This is a genomic window from Corallococcus sp. bb12-1, assembly GCF_026626765.1.
Taxonomy (GTDB): Bacteria; Myxococcota; Myxococcia; order Myxococcales; family Myxococcaceae; genus Corallococcus; species Corallococcus terminator.
In genome coordinates this window covers 64,980-81,417 of sequence record NZ_JAPNJZ010000002.1, presented here as the reverse complement: position 1 = coordinate 81,417, position 16,438 = coordinate 64,980, and the positions used below count along the sequence as shown (strand labels likewise).

16 protein-coding genes are annotated in these 16,438 nt (G+C 70.8%); 10 read left to right on the top strand and 6 right to left on the bottom strand.

Annotated elements, in window-relative coordinates; genetic code table 11:
- Positions 1 to 164: 164 nt before the first annotated feature.
- The 3 genes from OV208_RS06115 (at position 165) to OV208_RS06105 (ending at position 2,478) form a co-directional block, all read left to right on the top strand.
- Positions 165 to 992: an alpha/beta fold hydrolase gene (locus tag OV208_RS06115; RefSeq protein WP_267572893.1), complete on the top strand. Its 828-nt coding sequence runs from the start codon at positions 165 to 167 to the stop codon at positions 990 to 992.
- A gap of 48 nt (positions 993 to 1,040) precedes the next feature.
- Positions 1,041 to 1,325 carry a DUF427 domain-containing protein gene (locus OV208_RS06110; protein ID WP_267572892.1) on the top strand — a complete coding sequence of 95 codons (285 nt, stop codon included), beginning with the start codon at positions 1,041 to 1,043 and terminating at the stop codon, positions 1,323 to 1,325.
- Positions 1,326 to 1,464: 139 nt separating this feature from the next.
- A complete protein-coding gene (locus tag OV208_RS06105) occupies positions 1,465 to 2,478 on the top strand; it encodes an ABC transporter ATP-binding protein (protein WP_324291355.1) in 1,014 nt (337 codons plus the stop codon).
- A 10-nt stretch (positions 2,479 to 2,488) separates the two neighbouring features.
- On the opposite strand, the gene OV208_RS06100 is transcribed toward OV208_RS06105, so the two are convergent.
- Positions 2,489 to 2,686, bottom strand: a complete 198-nt coding sequence (locus OV208_RS06100) for a hypothetical protein (RefSeq protein WP_267572891.1) — start codon at positions 2,684 to 2,686, stop codon at positions 2,489 to 2,491.
- Positions 2,687 to 2,860: 174 nt separating this feature from the next.
- Here OV208_RS06100 and OV208_RS06095 point away from each other — a divergent pair, with 174 nt between their 5' ends.
- From OV208_RS06095 to OV208_RS06080, 4 genes are all read left to right on the top strand, one after another.
- Positions 2,861 to 3,175, top strand: coding sequence for a DUF2171 domain-containing protein (locus OV208_RS06095; protein WP_267572890.1), 315 nt, complete (start codon positions 2,861 to 2,863; stop codon positions 3,173 to 3,175).
- 150 nt (positions 3,176 to 3,325) lie between these two features.
- A complete protein-coding gene (locus OV208_RS06090; RefSeq protein WP_267572889.1) occupies positions 3,326 to 4,552 on the top strand; it encodes a Kelch repeat-containing protein in 1,227 nt (408 codons plus the stop codon).
- A 57-nt stretch (positions 4,553 to 4,609) separates the two neighbouring features.
- Positions 4,610 to 4,927: a hypothetical protein gene (locus OV208_RS06085; protein ID WP_267572888.1), complete on the top strand. Its 318-nt coding sequence runs from the start codon at positions 4,610 to 4,612 to the stop codon at positions 4,925 to 4,927.
- A gap of 106 nt (positions 4,928 to 5,033) precedes the next feature.
- Complete coding sequence (locus OV208_RS06080; protein WP_267572887.1) at positions 5,034 to 6,470, top strand: M24 family metallopeptidase; 1,437 nt, start codon at positions 5,034 to 5,036, stop codon at positions 6,468 to 6,470.
- Between the two features lie 2 nt (positions 6,471 to 6,472).
- Here OV208_RS06080 and OV208_RS06075 read toward each other — a convergent pair whose 3' ends face one another.
- The 3 genes from OV208_RS06075 to OV208_RS06065 form a co-directional block, all read right to left on the bottom strand.
- Positions 6,473 to 7,636, bottom strand: a complete 1,164-nt coding sequence (locus OV208_RS06075) for a cytochrome-c peroxidase (RefSeq protein WP_267572886.1) — start codon at positions 7,634 to 7,636, stop codon at positions 6,473 to 6,475.
- Between the two features lie 151 nt (positions 7,637 to 7,787).
- Positions 7,788 to 8,195 carry a hypothetical protein gene (locus OV208_RS06070; RefSeq protein WP_267572885.1) on the bottom strand — a complete coding sequence of 136 codons (408 nt, stop codon included), beginning with the start codon at positions 8,193 to 8,195 and terminating at the stop codon, positions 7,788 to 7,790.
- A gap of 193 nt (positions 8,196 to 8,388) precedes the next feature.
- A complete protein-coding gene (locus tag OV208_RS06065; RefSeq protein ID WP_267572884.1) occupies positions 8,389 to 10,137 on the bottom strand; it encodes a S8 family serine peptidase in 1,749 nt (582 codons plus the stop codon).
- Positions 10,138 to 10,451: 314 nt separating this feature from the next.
- Here OV208_RS06065 and OV208_RS06060 point away from each other — a divergent pair, with 314 nt between their 5' ends.
- Entirely contained in the window at positions 10,452 to 12,782 is a 2,331-nt protein-coding gene (locus tag OV208_RS06060; RefSeq protein WP_267572883.1) for a serine/threonine protein kinase, read from the top strand.
- A 42-nt stretch (positions 12,783 to 12,824) separates the two neighbouring features.
- Here the strand turns inward: OV208_RS06060 and OV208_RS06055 are convergent, their stop codons facing one another.
- Positions 12,825 to 13,502, bottom strand: a complete 678-nt coding sequence (locus OV208_RS06055; protein ID WP_267572882.1) for an RDD family protein — start codon at positions 13,500 to 13,502, stop codon at positions 12,825 to 12,827.
- 91 nt (positions 13,503 to 13,593) lie between these two features.
- Positions 13,594 to 14,565, bottom strand: coding sequence for a PDR/VanB family oxidoreductase (locus OV208_RS06050; RefSeq protein ID WP_267572881.1), 972 nt, complete (start codon positions 14,563 to 14,565; stop codon positions 13,594 to 13,596).
- A 306-nt stretch (positions 14,566 to 14,871) separates the two neighbouring features.
- Here OV208_RS06050 and OV208_RS06045 point away from each other — a divergent pair, with 306 nt between their 5' ends.
- Both OV208_RS06045 and OV208_RS06040 read left to right on the top strand, forming a co-directional pair.
- Positions 14,872 to 15,516: a hemerythrin domain-containing protein gene (locus OV208_RS06045; protein ID WP_267572880.1), complete on the top strand. Its 645-nt coding sequence runs from the start codon at positions 14,872 to 14,874 to the stop codon at positions 15,514 to 15,516.
- Between the two features lie 124 nt (positions 15,517 to 15,640).
- Positions 15,641 to 16,387, top strand: coding sequence for an SIMPL domain-containing protein (locus OV208_RS06040; protein ID WP_267572879.1), 747 nt, complete (start codon positions 15,641 to 15,643; stop codon positions 16,385 to 16,387).
- The last annotated feature ends 51 nt before the right edge of the window (positions 16,388 to 16,438 follow it).

Here is a 16,438-nt window from a genome sequence, read left to right as displayed (position 1 = left end):
CCATGCTCCTCCGGACGGACGGGCGGCACAAGCGGCGCTCCGAGCGAGCCCAGGTAGCCTGTCTCTTCCAGTGGACACCGCCCTCCCAGGGAGTGCTGCGGTCCCGGCGAGCCCTGGACTAGGGTGGCGGCCGCCGTCACCTTCACCCGACAGGAGCTCGTCCCATGCCCATGCGGTCCGTGAATGGAACCCGGCTGTACTACGAGGACACCGGTGGCCCGGGGGACGTCATCGTCTTCAGCCACGGCCTCTTGTGGAGCACGCGCCTGTTCGACCCGCAGGTGGAGGCCTTGCGCGGCCGTTTCCGTTGCATCTCGTACGACCACCGGGGGCAGGGCCAGAGCGAGGTGCCGTCCGACGCGGTCATCGACATGGAGACGGTGTACGCGGACGCGGTGGCGCTCATCGAGTCGCTGGGCGTGGGGCCCGTCCACTTCGTGGGCCTGTCCATGGGCGGCTTCGTGGGCCTGCGGCTGGCCGCGCGCCGGCCGGACCTGGTGCGCTCGCTGGTGCTGCTGGAGACCTCCACCGACCCCGAGCCCACCGCGAACGTGCCCCGCTACACCGCGCTCAACCTAGTGGCCCGCTACCTGGGCCTGGGGCCCGTGACGGGGCCGGTGATGCGCATCATGTTCGGCACGTCGTTCCTCACCGACCCGGGCCGCGAGGCGGAGCGGGCGCTGTGGCGCGCGCGCCTGCGCCAGAACCGCCGCGACATCTGGCGCGCCGTCAACGGCGTCATTAAGCGAAAGGGCATCCCGGAGGAGCTGCCGCGAATCCGCACGCCCACGCTGGTCATCGTGGGCGAGGAGGACCGCGCCACGGTGCCCGCGAAGGCGGAGCGCATCCATTCCCTCATCCCGGGCTCGAAGCTGGTGCGCCTGTCGCGCGGTGGGCACTCGTCCACGGTGGAGGAGCCGGCGCTGGTGAATGCTGAACTCGCCCCCTTCCTCACCGAGCACGCCTCCACGAACGCCGCGCACACTGGCTGAAGCGCGGTTACCCGAGAACGCAACGACGACCCCAGGAGGGCTTGTTCAATGCCAGTCGCGAAATGGAATGGCGCCGTGCTCGCGAAGAGTGACCGCTTCGAGGAGGTGGAGGGCAATGTCTACTTCCCGCCCGACAGCCTGAACCGGGAACACTTCAAGCCCAGCGCGACACACACGCAGTGCCCCTGGAAGGGCGAGGCCAGCTACTACTCCGTGGAGGTGGACGGGAAGACCAACGCCGACGCCGCCTGGTTCTATCCGGCGCCGAAGCCGAAGGCCGCCAACATCCAGGGGTACGTGGCCTTCTGGAAGGGCGTGACGGTGGAGCGCTGACGGACGCTCGGATGTCCTCGGGTGTACGTGCCCGTGGAGACGGGCTTGTCGTCCGCGCGGGAGCGGCGATGCTGGCCGCCTTCTCGAACCGCGCGTGAGGGTGGCGCGGCGGTCCTTCTTCCAGGTGGAGGTGGCGCGGGTGGCGACGGTGTCCCTGCAGGACGTGCGCAAGGTGTACCGGGGCGGGGTGGCGGCGGTGAAGGGCGTGACGCTGGACATCGCGGACGGCGAGTTCGTGTCGCTCGTCGGCCCGTCCGGGTGCGGCAAGTCCACGACGTTGAACCTCATCGCGGGGCTGGAGGAGCTGTCGGCCGGCACGCTGCGCATCGACGGGCAGGTGGTGAACGACCTGTCCCCGCGCGAGCGCGACATCGCGATGGTGTTCCAGAGCTACGCGCTCTACCCGCACCTGGACGTGGCGGGGAACCTGGGGTTCCCGCTGAAGGTGGCGGGAATGGGGGCGAAGGACATCGACGCGCGGGTGCGCGAGGTGTCCGGGGTGCTGGGGCTGGAGGCGCTGCTGGCGCGCCGGCCGAAGGAGCTGTCGGGCGGGCAGCGGCAGCGGGTGGCGCTGGGGCGCGCGCTGGTGCGCAGGCCCAAGGTGTTCCTGTTCGACGAGCCCCTGTCCAACCTGGACGCGGCGCTGCGCACGCAAATGCGGGGGGAGATCAAGAAGCTGCATGAGCAGCTCCAGGCCACGTTCATCTACGTCACGCACGACCAGGGGGAGGCGATGACGCTGTCGGACCGCGTGGTGGTGATGAGCCAGGGCGAGGTGCAGCAGGTGGCCCCGCCGCGCGAGCTGTACGACGCCCCGGCGAACCTGTTCGTGGCGGGCTTCTTCGGCTCGCCGCGCATCAACCTGGTGAAGCCGGACACGCTGGGGCTGCCCCCGGAGGACGCCGTGCTGGGCCTGCGGCCGGAGCACCTCCAGGTGGGCCAGGGTGAACGTCCCGCGGATGCGCGCGAGGCGCACGTATACCTGGTGGAGCCCATGGGCGCGGAGGTCTGGGTGACGGTGGAGACGGGCGGCGAGCGGCTGGTGGCGCGGGCGCCCGGAGACTTCCGCGCCGCGAGCGGGGACACCGTGTGGCTGCGCCACGATGCGCGCTACCTGCGGAGGTTCGACGGGAAGACGGGGCGCGCGGTGTGAAGCCCTTGGGTCAGGCGTAGATCTCCTCGCTGTCCACCAGCGGTTCCAGGCGGCGCTGGAGGGACTGGAGCAGGGCATGGCGCCGGCCGAGGGCGTCCTGGCGTTCGCGGGCCTCCGTCCGCGTGCGCTCTTCCTGGAGCGCGCCCAGGACCGCATCCAGGGTTTCCTTCAGCACGCGTGACTCGTCGTTCGACAGTTCCAGCAGCATGGGGGGGCGACCTCCTTCTCGTGAATGTTGGGCACCGCGCCCGGGCGTGAGCGGGCCGTTCCCCTGCCATGGAGGAAGGTTGCCCGGGGGCTCCCCGGGCTGCCTGCCGCGACGCGCACGGCGGCGGGAGCGACCCCACTCTTGGTGAGGACCCCATGCGCGAGGAGCGACACGATGATTCACGCAGGCGACGTGCGAGAGGGCATGGCGGTGCTCGCCGCTGACGGACAGAAGCTGGGCAGGGTGGCGGGCGTGGGCGACACGCACTTCGAACTGGAGCAGGGCCTCGTCCCCATTCCCAGGCGCGACTACCTCATCGAGTTCAGCGACGTGGCCGCCGTGCGCGAGGACGAAATCCTGCTCAAGCCGGCGGACCATCCGCAGCTCACGCTGGAGGAGGACGACGACGGCGGGGCCCTGCCGCCCCGGCACAGCGAGGGGATGGACGCGGAGCCCGCGAACGACCCCGTGGGTCCCATGCGGCACTGAAGTCGAAGCGGCTTCTGGACGCCTGGACGCACGGGGTGTTTCCAACCCCGGAGGGCAGGGCAAGAGCCCGGAATCATTGGGTCGCACGGCCATGGAGTGTCAGACCGGCGCGATAGACACACCCCCTCGGTCAGACGTCCCGGTGGGGTCATGCGACGGCTTTCGACATCTTGCGTCACGGTGCTGTGGTTGGGAGTGATGTTCTCGTGCGGGCCCGCGCCGCGAGCGGATGCGGGCGCCGTGGAGTCTCCGGTGCCGGGCGTGTTGTCCACGCCGCGTCGGCTGCTGCCCTACGTGGCTTTGGAGGACGGGCGGGTGCTGGCGGCGGGGGGCCACGACGGGCACCGCACGCTGGGCTCCAGCGAGGTCTTCGACCCGGACACCGGACGGTGGCGGCCCACGGGGGCGCTGCGCACGGCGCGGCGCAACCACGCGGCGGTGCGGCTTCTGGACGGACGGGTGCTGGCGGTGGGCGGCTCCAACGGACTGGCGATGGGCGCGCTGGCGAGCGCGGAGGTGTACGCGCCGGACCTGGGGACGTGGACGGCGGTGGCGCCCATGGGGGAGGCGCGCAACGACCCGGCGGCGGTGCTGTTGCCGGACGGGCAGGTGCTTGTGGCGGGCGGCACGGACGTGGATCTGCGGCCGGTGCGCTCGGCGGAGCTGTACGACCCGGTGACGGGGACGTGGCGGCCGGCGGAAGCCCCGGGCTTCGTGCGAGGAGGCGAGGGGACGGCGGCGGTGCTGCGGTCGGGCCGGGTGCTCTTCGTGAGCGGGCTTCAGGCGGAGCTGTACGACCCGGTGACGGGCCACTGGGAGAAGGCGGGCGCGGTGGGAGGCGCGGCGGGCACGCACCGGCTGGGGCACACGGTGACGCTGCTGCCGGATGGGCGCGTGCTGGTGGTGGGCGGCACCACGTCGCGCGCGGCGCAGACGGCGGAGGTGTACGTGCCGGAGCGCAACGCGTGGGAGTTGGTGGAGTCGCCCTCGGTGCCGCGTGAGCACCACGCGGCGCTGGTGACGGGGGAGGGCGCGGTGCTGGTGGTGGGCGGCGAGCACTCCACGCGCGGCACGCTCGCGTCGGCGGAGCGGTTCGACCCGGTGCGCGGCACGTGGACGCAGGCGCCCACGCTGCATGAGCCGCGAGGCGAAGCGGGCGCGCTGTGGCTGCGACGGGGCACGGTGCTGGTGGTGGGCGGCGTGAACGAACTGGGCACGCTGGCCACGAGCGAGGAGTACGTCCCGGCCTCATGTGTCCCCATGACGTGTGAGTCCCGGGGACCGGGCTGCGGTGTGACGACGGACGGTTGTGGCGGGACGCTCGACTGCGGACCGTGCGTGGCGGGCGCTCTGCCTGGCATCGAGCAGGGCCCATGACAGATGATGCCGGTGGGCAATGGACAGCGTCGCGTTGAAGCGAGCACGCTGCCGTCCATGACTTCCGGCCCCCCGCGACACATGTCCATCGACGAACCCGTGGCCGACGACTATTGGTCCTTCGAGGACGACCACGGACGCCCGCACGTTTCGCGCGTCACGCTGGGCCGATCCGTGCCCATTCCGCAGGACTCAAATGGGGACTGGTACTGCCCTGTGCTCATCGGCCACGCGGTTCCCCTGACCGTCAGCATGGTCGGCGTCGGTCCCGTGGACGCCCTGCTCAACGCCGCGCGCTTCGTCCGCGAGCACTTCCACGAACTGCGCAAGGTCAGCCCTCGCGCCACACCCCCAGGCTCCACGGATTCAACGTGAAGCCAGCACAGCGTGTCTGGTTTTCACGGCTGACCGGCAACCCGGGTCCCGGAGGGCGTCTGTCTTTCTTCGCACCTCGTGGACGTGCGTGACAGACTGCGCGCCCATGCGCTCCTGGAAACACCTGCTCGTCGTCCCGCTCGTCTGTTCCACCGCCTGCGCCACCGCGCCCGTCCCGACCGCGAAGACCGAAGCTCCGGCCCCCGCTGTCGCCGCCGCGCCCGCTGCCGCCGCGTCCGTGCCCGCCATGCCGGAGCGCCCCTTCGGCACGCTGCGCGAACAGGCGGACCGCCAGCAGGCCTGGCTTCGTGAACGCCTGGAGACCGCGCTGCCCCTGCTCATGCGCAAGCACGGCGTGCAGATGTGGATCGTCCCCATGCGCGAGTACAACGAAGACCCCGTCTTCAAGGCGCTCGTGGCCCCCACCACCTTCGCCGCCCGCCGCCGCACCATCTACGTCTTCTTCGACCGGGGCGGCGACAAGGGCGTGGAGCGGCTGGCCCTGGGCGGCAGCACGCAGGGCGGTCTCTACGAGGCCCGGCGCGCGCCGCAGCTCGTGGACCGGGGCGGCGCCCAGCGTCCCGCTGAACTCCTGGGCCCCGAACAGTGGCCCCTGCTCAAGCAGGTGGTGGAGGAGCGCAAGCCCCAGTCCATCGCCATCGACGTGTCCCCCGCCATCGCCTTCGCCGACGGACTCACCCACGGCGAATACGAAGGCATGGCCCAGGCCCTGGGCCCCGCCTGGGTGAAGCGCTTCAAGCCCGCGGGCGGCCTGCCCCTGGACGTGCTCGGCTGGCGGAGCGCCGACGAGGTCCGCTTCTACGAGGACCTCACGAAGCACGCCTGGAACATCATCCAGACCGCCTTCTCCAACGCCGTCATCACCCCCGGCGTCACCACCACCAAGGACGTGGAGTGGTGGATGCGCCAGCGCCTGGCCGACCAGGGCCTGGACACCTGGTTCCAGCCCGACGTGGACGTGCAGCGCAAGGGCGCCACCGAGGAGCAGCTCGGCGACAGCCCCGTCATCCAGCGCGGCGACGTGCTCCACTGCGACTACGGCATCACCGCGCTGCGCCTCAACACCGACACCCAGCACATGGGCTACGTGCTGCGCGAAGGCGAGAAGGACGTCCCCGAGGGCCTGAAGGCCGCGCTCAAGGCATCCAACCGGCTCCAGGACATCGTCACCGGGGAACTCAAGCCGGGCCGCACCGGCAATGAGGTGCTGCGCGCCTCGCTCGCGCGAATGAAGGCGGAGGGCATCGACGGCACCGTGTACTCACACCCCATCGGCCTGCATGGCCATGGCGCCGGCCCGATGATTGGCATGTGGGACCGGCAGGAGGGCGTGCCCGGCAACGGCGAGCACCGCGTGATTCCGTCCACCTGGTTCTCCATCGAGTTGCAGGCCACGAGCCCCGTCCCGGAGTGGAACGGCCAGCCCGTGCGCTCCGCCCAGGAGGAGGACGTGGTGTTGGACGCGGAAGGCACCGTGCACTGGGCCTTCCAGCGTCAGACGACCTTCCACCTGGTGCGCTGAACTCAGCGCACCGCGCCCGTCATGGACTTGAGCAGCGTCACCAGCGCCTGCTTCTCCTCGTTGCTCAGGTCCAGCTTGACGATGGTCACCGTGCGCACGCCGGGGAACGTGCCGGCCGGGTCGCCGCCCTCGTTGTAGAAGTCGACGACTTCCTCCAGCGTCTTCTCCGCGCCGGTGTGCATGTATGGCGCGCTCAGCGCCACGTTGCGCAGCGTCGGCGTGCGGAAGGCGCCCACCACTTCGTCCGGCTTGCCCTGCGCCTGCGCGCGCAGCGTGGGCAGCCGCGCCGCGTCCAGGCCCGTGGGCGCGTCGCTGAAGAGGCCCGCGGCGTTGAACTTCCAGGACAGGAGCGAATCCACCACGTCCGCCTGGCCGCGCTTGCCGGCGCCCGTGTCCGTCAGGCCCAGGTTGTGGAACTTGTCGTCCGACAGCATCCGGCCCTTGTGGCACACCACGCACTGGCCCTTGCGCACGAAGGTCTTCAGGCCCAGGTACGCCGGGTCCTGCTCCTGCGTGCCCGCCTCCACCGCCTGGAGGAAGCGCCGCACGTCCGCGTCGAAGGGCGAATCCGTCCGGTTGAGCGTGCGCTGGTACGCCGCCAGCACCTTGCCCACGTTGGCCATCAGCCGGTCCCCGTCCGACTCGTCCCCGGGCGCCGTGCCGAACAGCTGCGAGTACGCCGACACGTACGTCGGGTCCGCCACCAGCCGCGCGCGCACCACGCTGGCGTCCGAGTCCATCTCCACCGGGTTCGTCAGCGGCAGCACCGCCTGCGACCAGAGCCGGTCCGCCCGCCCATCCCACATGAACCAGCGGTTGTAGCCCGTGTTCAGCAGGCTGGGCGGATTGCGCTCCGTGCGCTGGCCTCCGCAGCCCTCCGCCGTGGCCGTCTCCACCGTGTAGCTGTCCCCCTGGTGGCAGTCGCGGCAGGACACCGCCCCGCAGCGCGACAGTCCTTTGTCCTCGAACAGCCGGTGGCCCAGCGTCGCGGCGGCGGCGTTGTCCCCGAACTTGTTCGTGGGGTCCACCTCCGGCTTCACGCTCGGCGTGTGCAACGTGCTCAGTTGGTCGAGCTCGTCCTCGGTGGGAAAGGGGGCTTCGGATTCGCAACCCGTCCCCAGGAGGGCCAGGGCGAGCACGGCGGTACGCAGACGGAACAGGGACATGGGCCGCAAGAGTTTCGCGCCCTTGTGTTCGGCAATCAATGGTCCCCGGAAGAACCCACTCGCAGGCTCTCCTGCCATTCTCGCGAAATCGGGGACGCCCCTCCCTGGCGCATCCCCGTCCTTCATGCTCAGGCCTTCCGGTGCCCGGAGGCTACCCGCAGGCGAGCTTGTAGCTGATGACCTTCGCGCCGAAGCGGCCGATGTTCACCGTCGTGGGCTCCGGGCTGGCCGTGGGGGCCGCGCCGCTGGCGCACTTCAGGCCCGCGTCCACCATCAGCTCCACCTTCAGGTCCGCGCCGTCCGGCAGGTTTCCCACGGTGTAGCTGCAGGTGTTCTTGCGGCTCTGCTTCACCTCGCCCGAACCCAGCGCGGCGGAGTTTCCCTCGGTCACCTTCACGCTGACCGACGAGCACGGGGCTCCCTGCAGCCCGCTCTCCGGGTACGCGATGCTGCCGGTGACCGTGGCGTTGCCCCCGCGCCCTCCAGCCGCCACGCCGCTCGACGACGAGGCGCAACCGGTCACGGCAAGGACGAAGGCGGCAACAGCAATTCGAAACATGGAGATCCTCAATTCAAGAATGAAAGGGTTTTCGCGCTGACGGGCTGTCTTCCAGACAAGCCATTCGCGCGCGCCACGTACAATCGCGCCGCGCCTTCATTCCACGCGGAGGTGCATTCGCGATTGCATTCCTGGAGTGGATTTCCGTTGATCAACACTGTCCTCCCGAGTCCCAGGGAATGAGAAACCGGCTTCACGGGACACGCTGTAAAGCGTCACGCGCGCGCACCAGTCCGTGACCGAACACGGGGTCTTTGCCGGGCGTGCCCAGGTCGCGCGCGGAGGCCTCCAGCGTTTCGCGCACCTGCTGGGGCGTGAGCGTGGGATGGGCGCTCCAGAGAAGTGCCGCCACGCCGCTCACGAAGGGCGCGGACATGGAGGTGCCGGACAGGTAGGCGTAGTCCACCGGGACCAGGCTCAGCCGCGCGAAGGTGCCCAGGCGCTGGCGCAGCATGGTGCCGGTGGCCTGGTTGACGCTGACGGCGGGCGCCCAGCGTCCGCGGCGGGGCAGGGAGAGGATGGCCGCCGCGCCGCCCGCGGGGGCGTCCTCGTTGCCGAAGATGACCGCGCGCGCGCCCTGCATCATCACGTTGGACATGGCCTGGTCGACAGGCACCGCGCCCGGGTGCACGTAGGCCACGAAACCGTCACAGGTGGCGCCCTCGCACGAGTCCAGGGAATCCCCCAGGCCGCAGTCCACCAGCCGTCCCAGTGCGTTGCCCGTGGGTGAATACAGGAGCGAGCGCGACATGGGGATCATGTCGTTCACGGACATCTCCGCGAAGGTGCCCAGGCCTCGGGGGAAGGTGGACAGCACGTCCACGCCGGGCGCCATCAGCCCCAGGGCATTGCCCATGCTGGAGAAGCTCGCGCGTCGCTCGTCCGCGTCCACCGCGCCCACCGCGAGCACGGAAGGGTCCGACGCCGGGTACACCACCGGGCCGCCCTGGTTGCCCGCGGCCGCCACCACCAGCATCCCGTGGTCCAGCGCCGCCTTGAACACCTCCACCGAATTGCGCGTGGGCGAGCCCCCGCCCAGCGACAGCGACACGATGCGCGCGCCCTGGGATTCGCACCACTCCAGCGCGGAGAACACGTAGCTCATCTGCGTGTAGCCCTGCGGATCCAACACGCGCGCGATGAGCAGCGAGGCCCCGGGGGCCACGCCCACCATGTCGCCGGTGCCTGGCCTCGGGCCCGCGATGCCGCCCTGTCCCAGCCGGGCGCCGATGATGCCTGCCACGTGCGTGCCGTGGCCCTGGCCCCACTCGCCCTGGTTGCTCTTGTCGGTCGCGTCGTCGTCGTCCTCCAGGAAGTCGTGGCTGCCCACCACGGCGCCCTGGAACTCCGGATGGTCCAGGTCCAGTCCGCTGTCGATGACGCACACCCGCACGCCCTCGCCGGTGGGGGCGCCCGGGTCCAGCACGCCGTCCCCGTCCGCGTCCCACACCTCCGGTGCCTGCACCAGGCGCAGCCCTTCGGAGTATTCGTTGGACGGCGAGGCGCTTGGCGCGGACGCCCTCACGGGGAGTGTCAGCGCGGGCGGCAGGCCCTGCGAGGACCAGCGTTGATCCTCCTCGATGCTCTCCACCAGCTCGCTCTTTTCCAGCAGCAGCCGCTCCAGGGGCGTCACGCGCGCGGCCACCGCGGGGATGTTGCGGAAGACGGCGCTCACCTTCGCGCCCGTGCCTCGCGTCAGGTTGGCGCCGGCCGAGGTGACGTGCGAGGCCCGTGTCTGGCTGCCCCGGTGGAAGCGGATGATGACCGGCATGCGTCCGTTGCTCTGCCCCCGGGAAGGCAGTGTCGCGTCCAGGCCCTGGCGGCTGGTCGCCTCTCCTACGACGACGCCCGGGCAGGCCTGCCCCCGTGCAAGACCCTGCGTGGGCGACTCCGGCCCACATGCCATCAGCGCCAGCAACCCGACGAATCCCCATCGCTTCATGACGCGACTCCTTCCAGGACGACGACCTCGCGAGAGGCCTCCCACCGGCCGGGAGGCCAGGAGGTGCCAGCCACCCTCCCGGGGGAAGGAGGCGGTCCGCACTCCAGGGAACGCATCTGGGGAAGGAGTCGCAACGTTCCGGGGGGCACGGGGCCCCGGACGTGCTCGGGTTCACACCCCGGCTGTTGTCAGGAGGAACACGCCGTCGGGTTTTCCGTTTGCTCCGGGACTTTCTCTTTTGCTGGCGCGCGGTGTCTGGGGTTTGAGAAGAAGGGGTGAAGCGGGGCGCGCGGCTTGATTCCATGGGGGAGTCCGTGCTGCGCTCCCACATCGACGCCATGAGCACCGCACCCCCAGAGTCCCCTCGGTTTTTCGGGCGCTACGAGCTCGTCCATCTCCTGGGCCAGGGCGGCATGGGAGAGGTGTACCTGGCGAAGCTGACCGGGGCGGCGGGCTTCGAAAAGCCCTGCATCGTGAAGACCATCCTGCCGGCGCTGGTGAAGGACCGGCAGTTCCTGGACCGGTTCCACCACGAGGCCAAGGTGCTGGTGCACCTGGTGCACTCCTCCATCGCCCAGGTGTACGACATGGGCGAGGCGGACGGCACCTACTACATGGCCCTGGAGTACGTGGCGGGCGTGGACCTGGGGTACCTGCTGGAGCAGGCGCGGGTGCAGGGGCGGGCGGTGCCGGCGCCGGTGGCGCTCTACATCGGGCAGCGCATGGCGGAGGGCCTGGGGTACGCGCACCGCAAGACGGGGCCGGAGGGAGACCCCCTGGGCATCGTCCACCGGGACGTGTCCCCGCACAACGTGATGGTGTCGTACGAGGGCGAGGTGAAGGTCATCGACTTCGGCCTCGCGAAGTCCACCGCGCGCAGCAAGTACACGCTGCCGGCCACGGTGATGGGGAAGCTGGGCTACATGTCCCCGGAGCAGGTGCGCGCCGAGCCCCTGGACCACCGCAGCGACATCTACTCCTGCGCGGTGGTGGTGTGGGAGATGCTGGCGGGGCGTGGGCTGGTTCCCCACGGCACCGTGGGCGAGATGATGGCGGCCATGTCGAATCCGGTGGTGCCGTCGCTGGCGGAGCTCCGGCCGGACCTGGACCCGTCGTTGGAGGCGGTGTTGCGCCGTGCGCTCGCGCCCGTGCCGGCGGAGCGCTACCTGCGGGCGGACGACTTCGGTCGCGCGCTCAACGCGGAGCTGCTGCGCACCGGGGCGGCGATGGGGGCGGAGGAGGTGGGCGAGTTCGTGCGCGCCCTGTGCCCGGAGGCCTTCGCGGAGCAGCGCAAGCTGGCGTCCAACGTCGCGGGGGAGCGCCGCACGCCGCCGCCCGTCGCGCGTTCAGGCTCCGGCTCCGGCACCGGCATGTATGGCGAGCCTGGGGCAGGTCCGGAGTCGGGAGCGGCCTTCCAGGCCACGGCGGTGAGGACGTCCGGCGACGCGGCCGTGCGGCGGGACACCGGGCGCATCGAACCGGAGCTGACGCGAGGGCCCTCGGGGACGTTCGTCTCCGGTGGGGCGGTTCCGGCTCCGAGCACGAGGGGCTCCGGGGGCGTGGCCCGGAGTGGTGAAGCGCTGGACGAGACCGCGCTGGGCGCCACCGCGGTGCACCGCGTGTCGGATCTCCAGGCTGCTGCGGCGGTGGCGGGTGCCTCTTCCGAAAAGGCGTTGGAGAAGCCGGAGCGTCGCCGGCCGCTGGCGCAGATCGCCATGGCCGCGCTGCTGCTGGTGGGCATCACCGTGGGCATCACCACGTATGTGATTCACGCGAACACGCCGGCCACGGCCGTCGCGCCGCCGACGCCTGTCACCCCGACGGAGCCTGCTGTGGTGGCGGCGCCCGAGCCGTCGCCGGTGGTGACGCCGCCCCCGGAAGTGACGCCGCCTCCGGACGTGGCACCCGTCGTCGCGGAGAACGGGGTGCCGGACGCGGGCGTGGAGCCCTCTCCGGTGGAGGTTCCCAGCAAGCGTCCGGACGTGAAGGTGGCGTCGGCGTCGAAGACGACGCGGAAGACTCCGTCCTTGGTGACCGTGAACACGAAGGTGGCGCCCATCGATGAAACGTCGGGAGGCCAGCGCGTGGTGAAGGTGGATGCGTGGCCTGGGCTCAACAGTGGGGCGGTGTTGCAGGTGGTGGGGGCTCCGGTGGCTCGAGGCTCCAACAAGCGCCCGCTGCTGGGCTCAGCCCGTGTGGAGGTCGTCCGCCACCCCAATCGGGATCAGTTCACCGTGCGGTTGGACGAAGAAGCGGACGCGGCGAAGGGCACGCGCTACGTGGTGCTCGACAAGCGCCCGTCCACGCCCGTGATGCCCGCGCCTGTCGTGCAGCCGGTGCCCGAGGAGAAGCCCACGGCGCCGCGCAGGTTGTTGGGCTCCGCGACGGCGGACGGTCTGCTGGGCTTCAACATCATGCGGACCCTCACCATCATCAACGAGGACATCATCGGCTGGTCGGATTGCAGCATCACCCTCTACAGGCGCCAGCAGGCGGGGATGAAGTCGCTCGGTGTCTACGGGAAGCACATTGTGAAGACGGGCAAGCCCTACTTCAATGTGAATTCCAGCGCGCCCGAGGTGCCCCTGCGTGTGGTGCGGGTCATCTGCAAGGAAGGTCAGGGGGACTTCGTGCTGGACGATTAGGTCCGGACGCTCCCCTGTTGAAGAGCCTCCGGCTCGTGTCGCTCAGGGCCCTAGTCGCGCGGCCCCCACGGGGCACTCCGCGCGCAGGAAGCCCGCCACCTCCGCGTCGCCTCCCTTCGCGTTGCGCACCGCGCGGGACATGGACGTGCGGCACTGCCACGTGACATCGCGCGTGCCGTGGCAGCAGTGCCAACCCGTCAGCGTGTGGTCCAGGTACTGGAGCATCTCCTGCCGGGTGGGCGTGACGATGCTCCACACCGCGCCCGCGAGCAGCGCCACCCCGATGAGCTGTGGCGCCAGGGCCCGGAACCACCCGCGAGCCCCACCCGCGATCGCGACCGCGTGCACCCCCAGGCGCGCGTCCAGCGGCCGCTGTTGCAGCACCACCTGGAGCAGCAGCTCCACCGGCGCGGTGAGACCTCGCAAGAGCCCCGTGCCTGGCCCCGGCGCGCGCCCGCCTTCGCGCTCCAGCTTCAGGCCCAGGAAGTGGCGGCCCGGGGTGCGGCCCGTCAGCCCGCCCACGGCGGACAGGACGAACCACGCCACGGCACCCGCGAGCGCTAGTGCGCCCGCGGTGGACAGCTGCTCCGCCGCGCGCACCGCGCCCCAGCCCACGATGATCGAACCCGTGAGGTCCAGCAGATCCGCCACCCACAGCCGGCCCTGATACCGGGCCTCGGTGGGAATGGTCTCCATGGAGAACAACGCCCCGTCGCTCATCGGTCTCTTTCGTGTGCGCGCGGGGAAGACGTCAGTCCGCCCACGTGACGCAAGGCGCTCCAACGCGAGAGCGTCCCGGCCCGTGCTCCTACTACAGGTCCAGCACCAGCCGCTTGGAACGTGCGCGAGAGACGCAGACGAGCATGCGAGCCTCGCCCGCGGGCTCCGTCTGGAAGAATGTATCGCGGTGTTCGGGGGTGCCCTCGCACACGCGGGTGAGGCAGGTGCCGCAGGAGCCGGCCTCGCAGTCGCTCTCCACCTTCACCCCGTGGGTGCGCAGCACGTTGAGCACGCTCTTGCCCGCGGGGATGCGCAGGACCTGGCCGGTGCTGCGCAGGGTCACCTCGAAGTCCTCCTCCGGCGTCGCGTGGGTGGCGGAGGTGCCCTCGGCGGTGAAGGCCTCGAAGTGGACCTTCTCCCAGGGCCACCGGTTCAGGAGGGCTGCCTCGCGCACGGCCTTCATCAGGCCCGACGGACCGCAGCAGTACAGCCGCGTGCCCGGACCGCGCGTGGACAGCAGCGCGCGCACGTCCAGGCCCTTCGCCGGGTCGCCCCCGTCATGGTGCAGGTGCACGCGGCCCGCGAAGGAGGGCGAGGTCAACAGCTCCCGGAAGGCGGTCCGGCCCGCGTCGCGAGCGCAGTAGTGCAGCACCCACTCCGCGCCGGTGCGCTCCAGCAATCGGGCCATGGACAGCAGCGGGGTGATGCCGATGCCGCCCGCGATGAGCACGTAGCTGCGGGCGTAGAGGAGGGGGAAGTCGTTGACGGGCTCGCTCACGGTGAGCGTGTCGCCCATGTGGACGTGGTCGTGCATGGCCCGTGAACCCCCCCGTCCGTTCGCATCGCGCTGCACGGCGATGACGTAGCGGTGCGTTTCGCCCGGGTCGTTGCACAGGGAGTACTGCCGCATGCCGTTCAGCGTCGGCACCTGGACATCCAGGTGGGCGCCCGCCTCGAAGTCGGGCAGCGCGCGGCCGTCCCTGGAAACCAGCTCGAAGGACCGGATGCCCTCGGCCACGGGGGTGATGCGCGCCACCCGCAAGCGCAGCGTCTTCGTCGTCACGGTATGCCCCTGTTCCCCGACCCGCCGCCCACGCAAGGCCAGCCGGTCCTTCCGGCGTCGGGCACGGTGGCCATGGGCCCGGGGCCCGAGCAGTGGGCGCGGGGACGGCCTTGCTGACGCTTTGCGGACAACCGCCGCCTGTCTGCCTGCCCACCGTGCGGACGCGGGGGGCGAGGAAGCGCGGGTGGGCACGGGCGGGAATTCATCCCCACCATTCGGAACGTGCCGCGCTGCGCCAGGGAGAGGGACTCCTGCGCATTCGGGAGGGGGAGGCGCGGGCCCCCGTTGCTGGAAGGGAGACAGCCGATGGATGCCATCATGCTGCTGAAGGCGGACCACAAGACGGTGGAGCAGTTGTTCCGCAAGTTCGAGAAGGCGGGCGACCACGCGCTGGCGCACAAGCGCAAGCTGGTGGACGACATCGTGCGCGAGCTGTCGGTGCACGCGGCCATCGAGGAGCAGGTCTTCTACCCGGCGGTGCGAGCGCGGGCGGAGGACCTCTCCGCGGACGTGCTGCGCGCGCTGGAGGAGCACCACGTCGTGAAGTGGCTCCTGTCGGAGCTGGACACGATGCCGCCGGAGGCGGAGCGCTTCGACGCGAAGATGCACGTGCTGATGGAGAACGTGCGCGCCCACGTCACCGAGGAGGAGCAGTACCTGTTCCCGGAGGTGAAGAAGACCTTCAAGCCGCAGGAGCTGCGGCAGGTGGGCGAGGCGCTGGGGCTGGCGAAGCGGGCGGCGCCCACACACCCGCACCCGGCCGCGCCGGACACGCCGCCGGGCAACCTGCTGGCGGGCGCGGTGTCCGCGGTGATGGACATGGGCCGGGACGCGCTGCGCACGGCGCGGCGCAAGGCGGAGACGCAGGTGCGCAAGGCCACGCGGCGTCCGGCGCGCAAGCTGGAGCCCACCATGACGATGGACTCCGCGGGCGAGTCGCTGCCGCACTGAGTGACCGTCTGGCGCAGGACGTCGCGGGCCCGGTGAATGTCCGCCGGGCCCGGGCCGTCCTGGAGGCATGAGGGGCTTTCGCGCTAGAGGCGAAGAAGGTCCCCAGCCTTTGGAAGGAGGCGCCATGTCCATGGTTCGCAGGATGTTGTCGACGTTGGTGGTGCTCGCGGGCTTCACCGCCGCCGCGCAGTCGCAGACGCCCGGTTCGCCCCAGGCGCGTCCCCCGGTGGATCCTCAGGTGCGCACGCTGCGCGTGGAGGGCACGGGCGAGGTGAAGGCGCAACCGGACGAGGCATTCATCGACGTGGCGGTGGAGACGTCCGCGCCGAACGCGAAGGCGGCGGGCGAAGAGAACGCGAAGCGGATGGAGAAGGTGTTGGCGGCGCTGACGTCCGCGGGCATCGCGAAGCGGGATCTCCAGACGCGCAACTACAATGTCTATCCCGAATACACGCCGGCTCCGCCGCAGGGTGGGGAGCCGAAGCTCAAGGGCTACCGGGTGAGCAACCTGGTCAGCGTCCACGTGACCGACCTGACGAAGGTGGGCGGGCTGTTGGACAAGGCGCTCGCGGCGGGAGCGAACCGGGTGGACTCGGTGCGCTTCGGGCTGAGCCGCGAGGACGCGGTGCAGGCAGAGGCGCTGCGGCAGGCGGTGGCGCGAGCGCGCAAGTCAGCGGAGGTGCTGGCCACGGCGCTCAACGTGAAGCTGGGCGCGGTGTTGGACGCGAGCACGGTGACCGAAGCGCCGCGCCTGTACCCGGCCACCTTCGCCATGGACATGGCCGAGTCGCGCTCCGCGCCCACCACGCCCATCAATCCGGAAGAGCAGACGGTGCAGGCGAAGGTGACGCTCATCTTCGCGATCCAGTAGCTGCTGCTGTCCCAAGGCCAGCAATCTCAACGGCTTGCCGGGGTGCTGCGT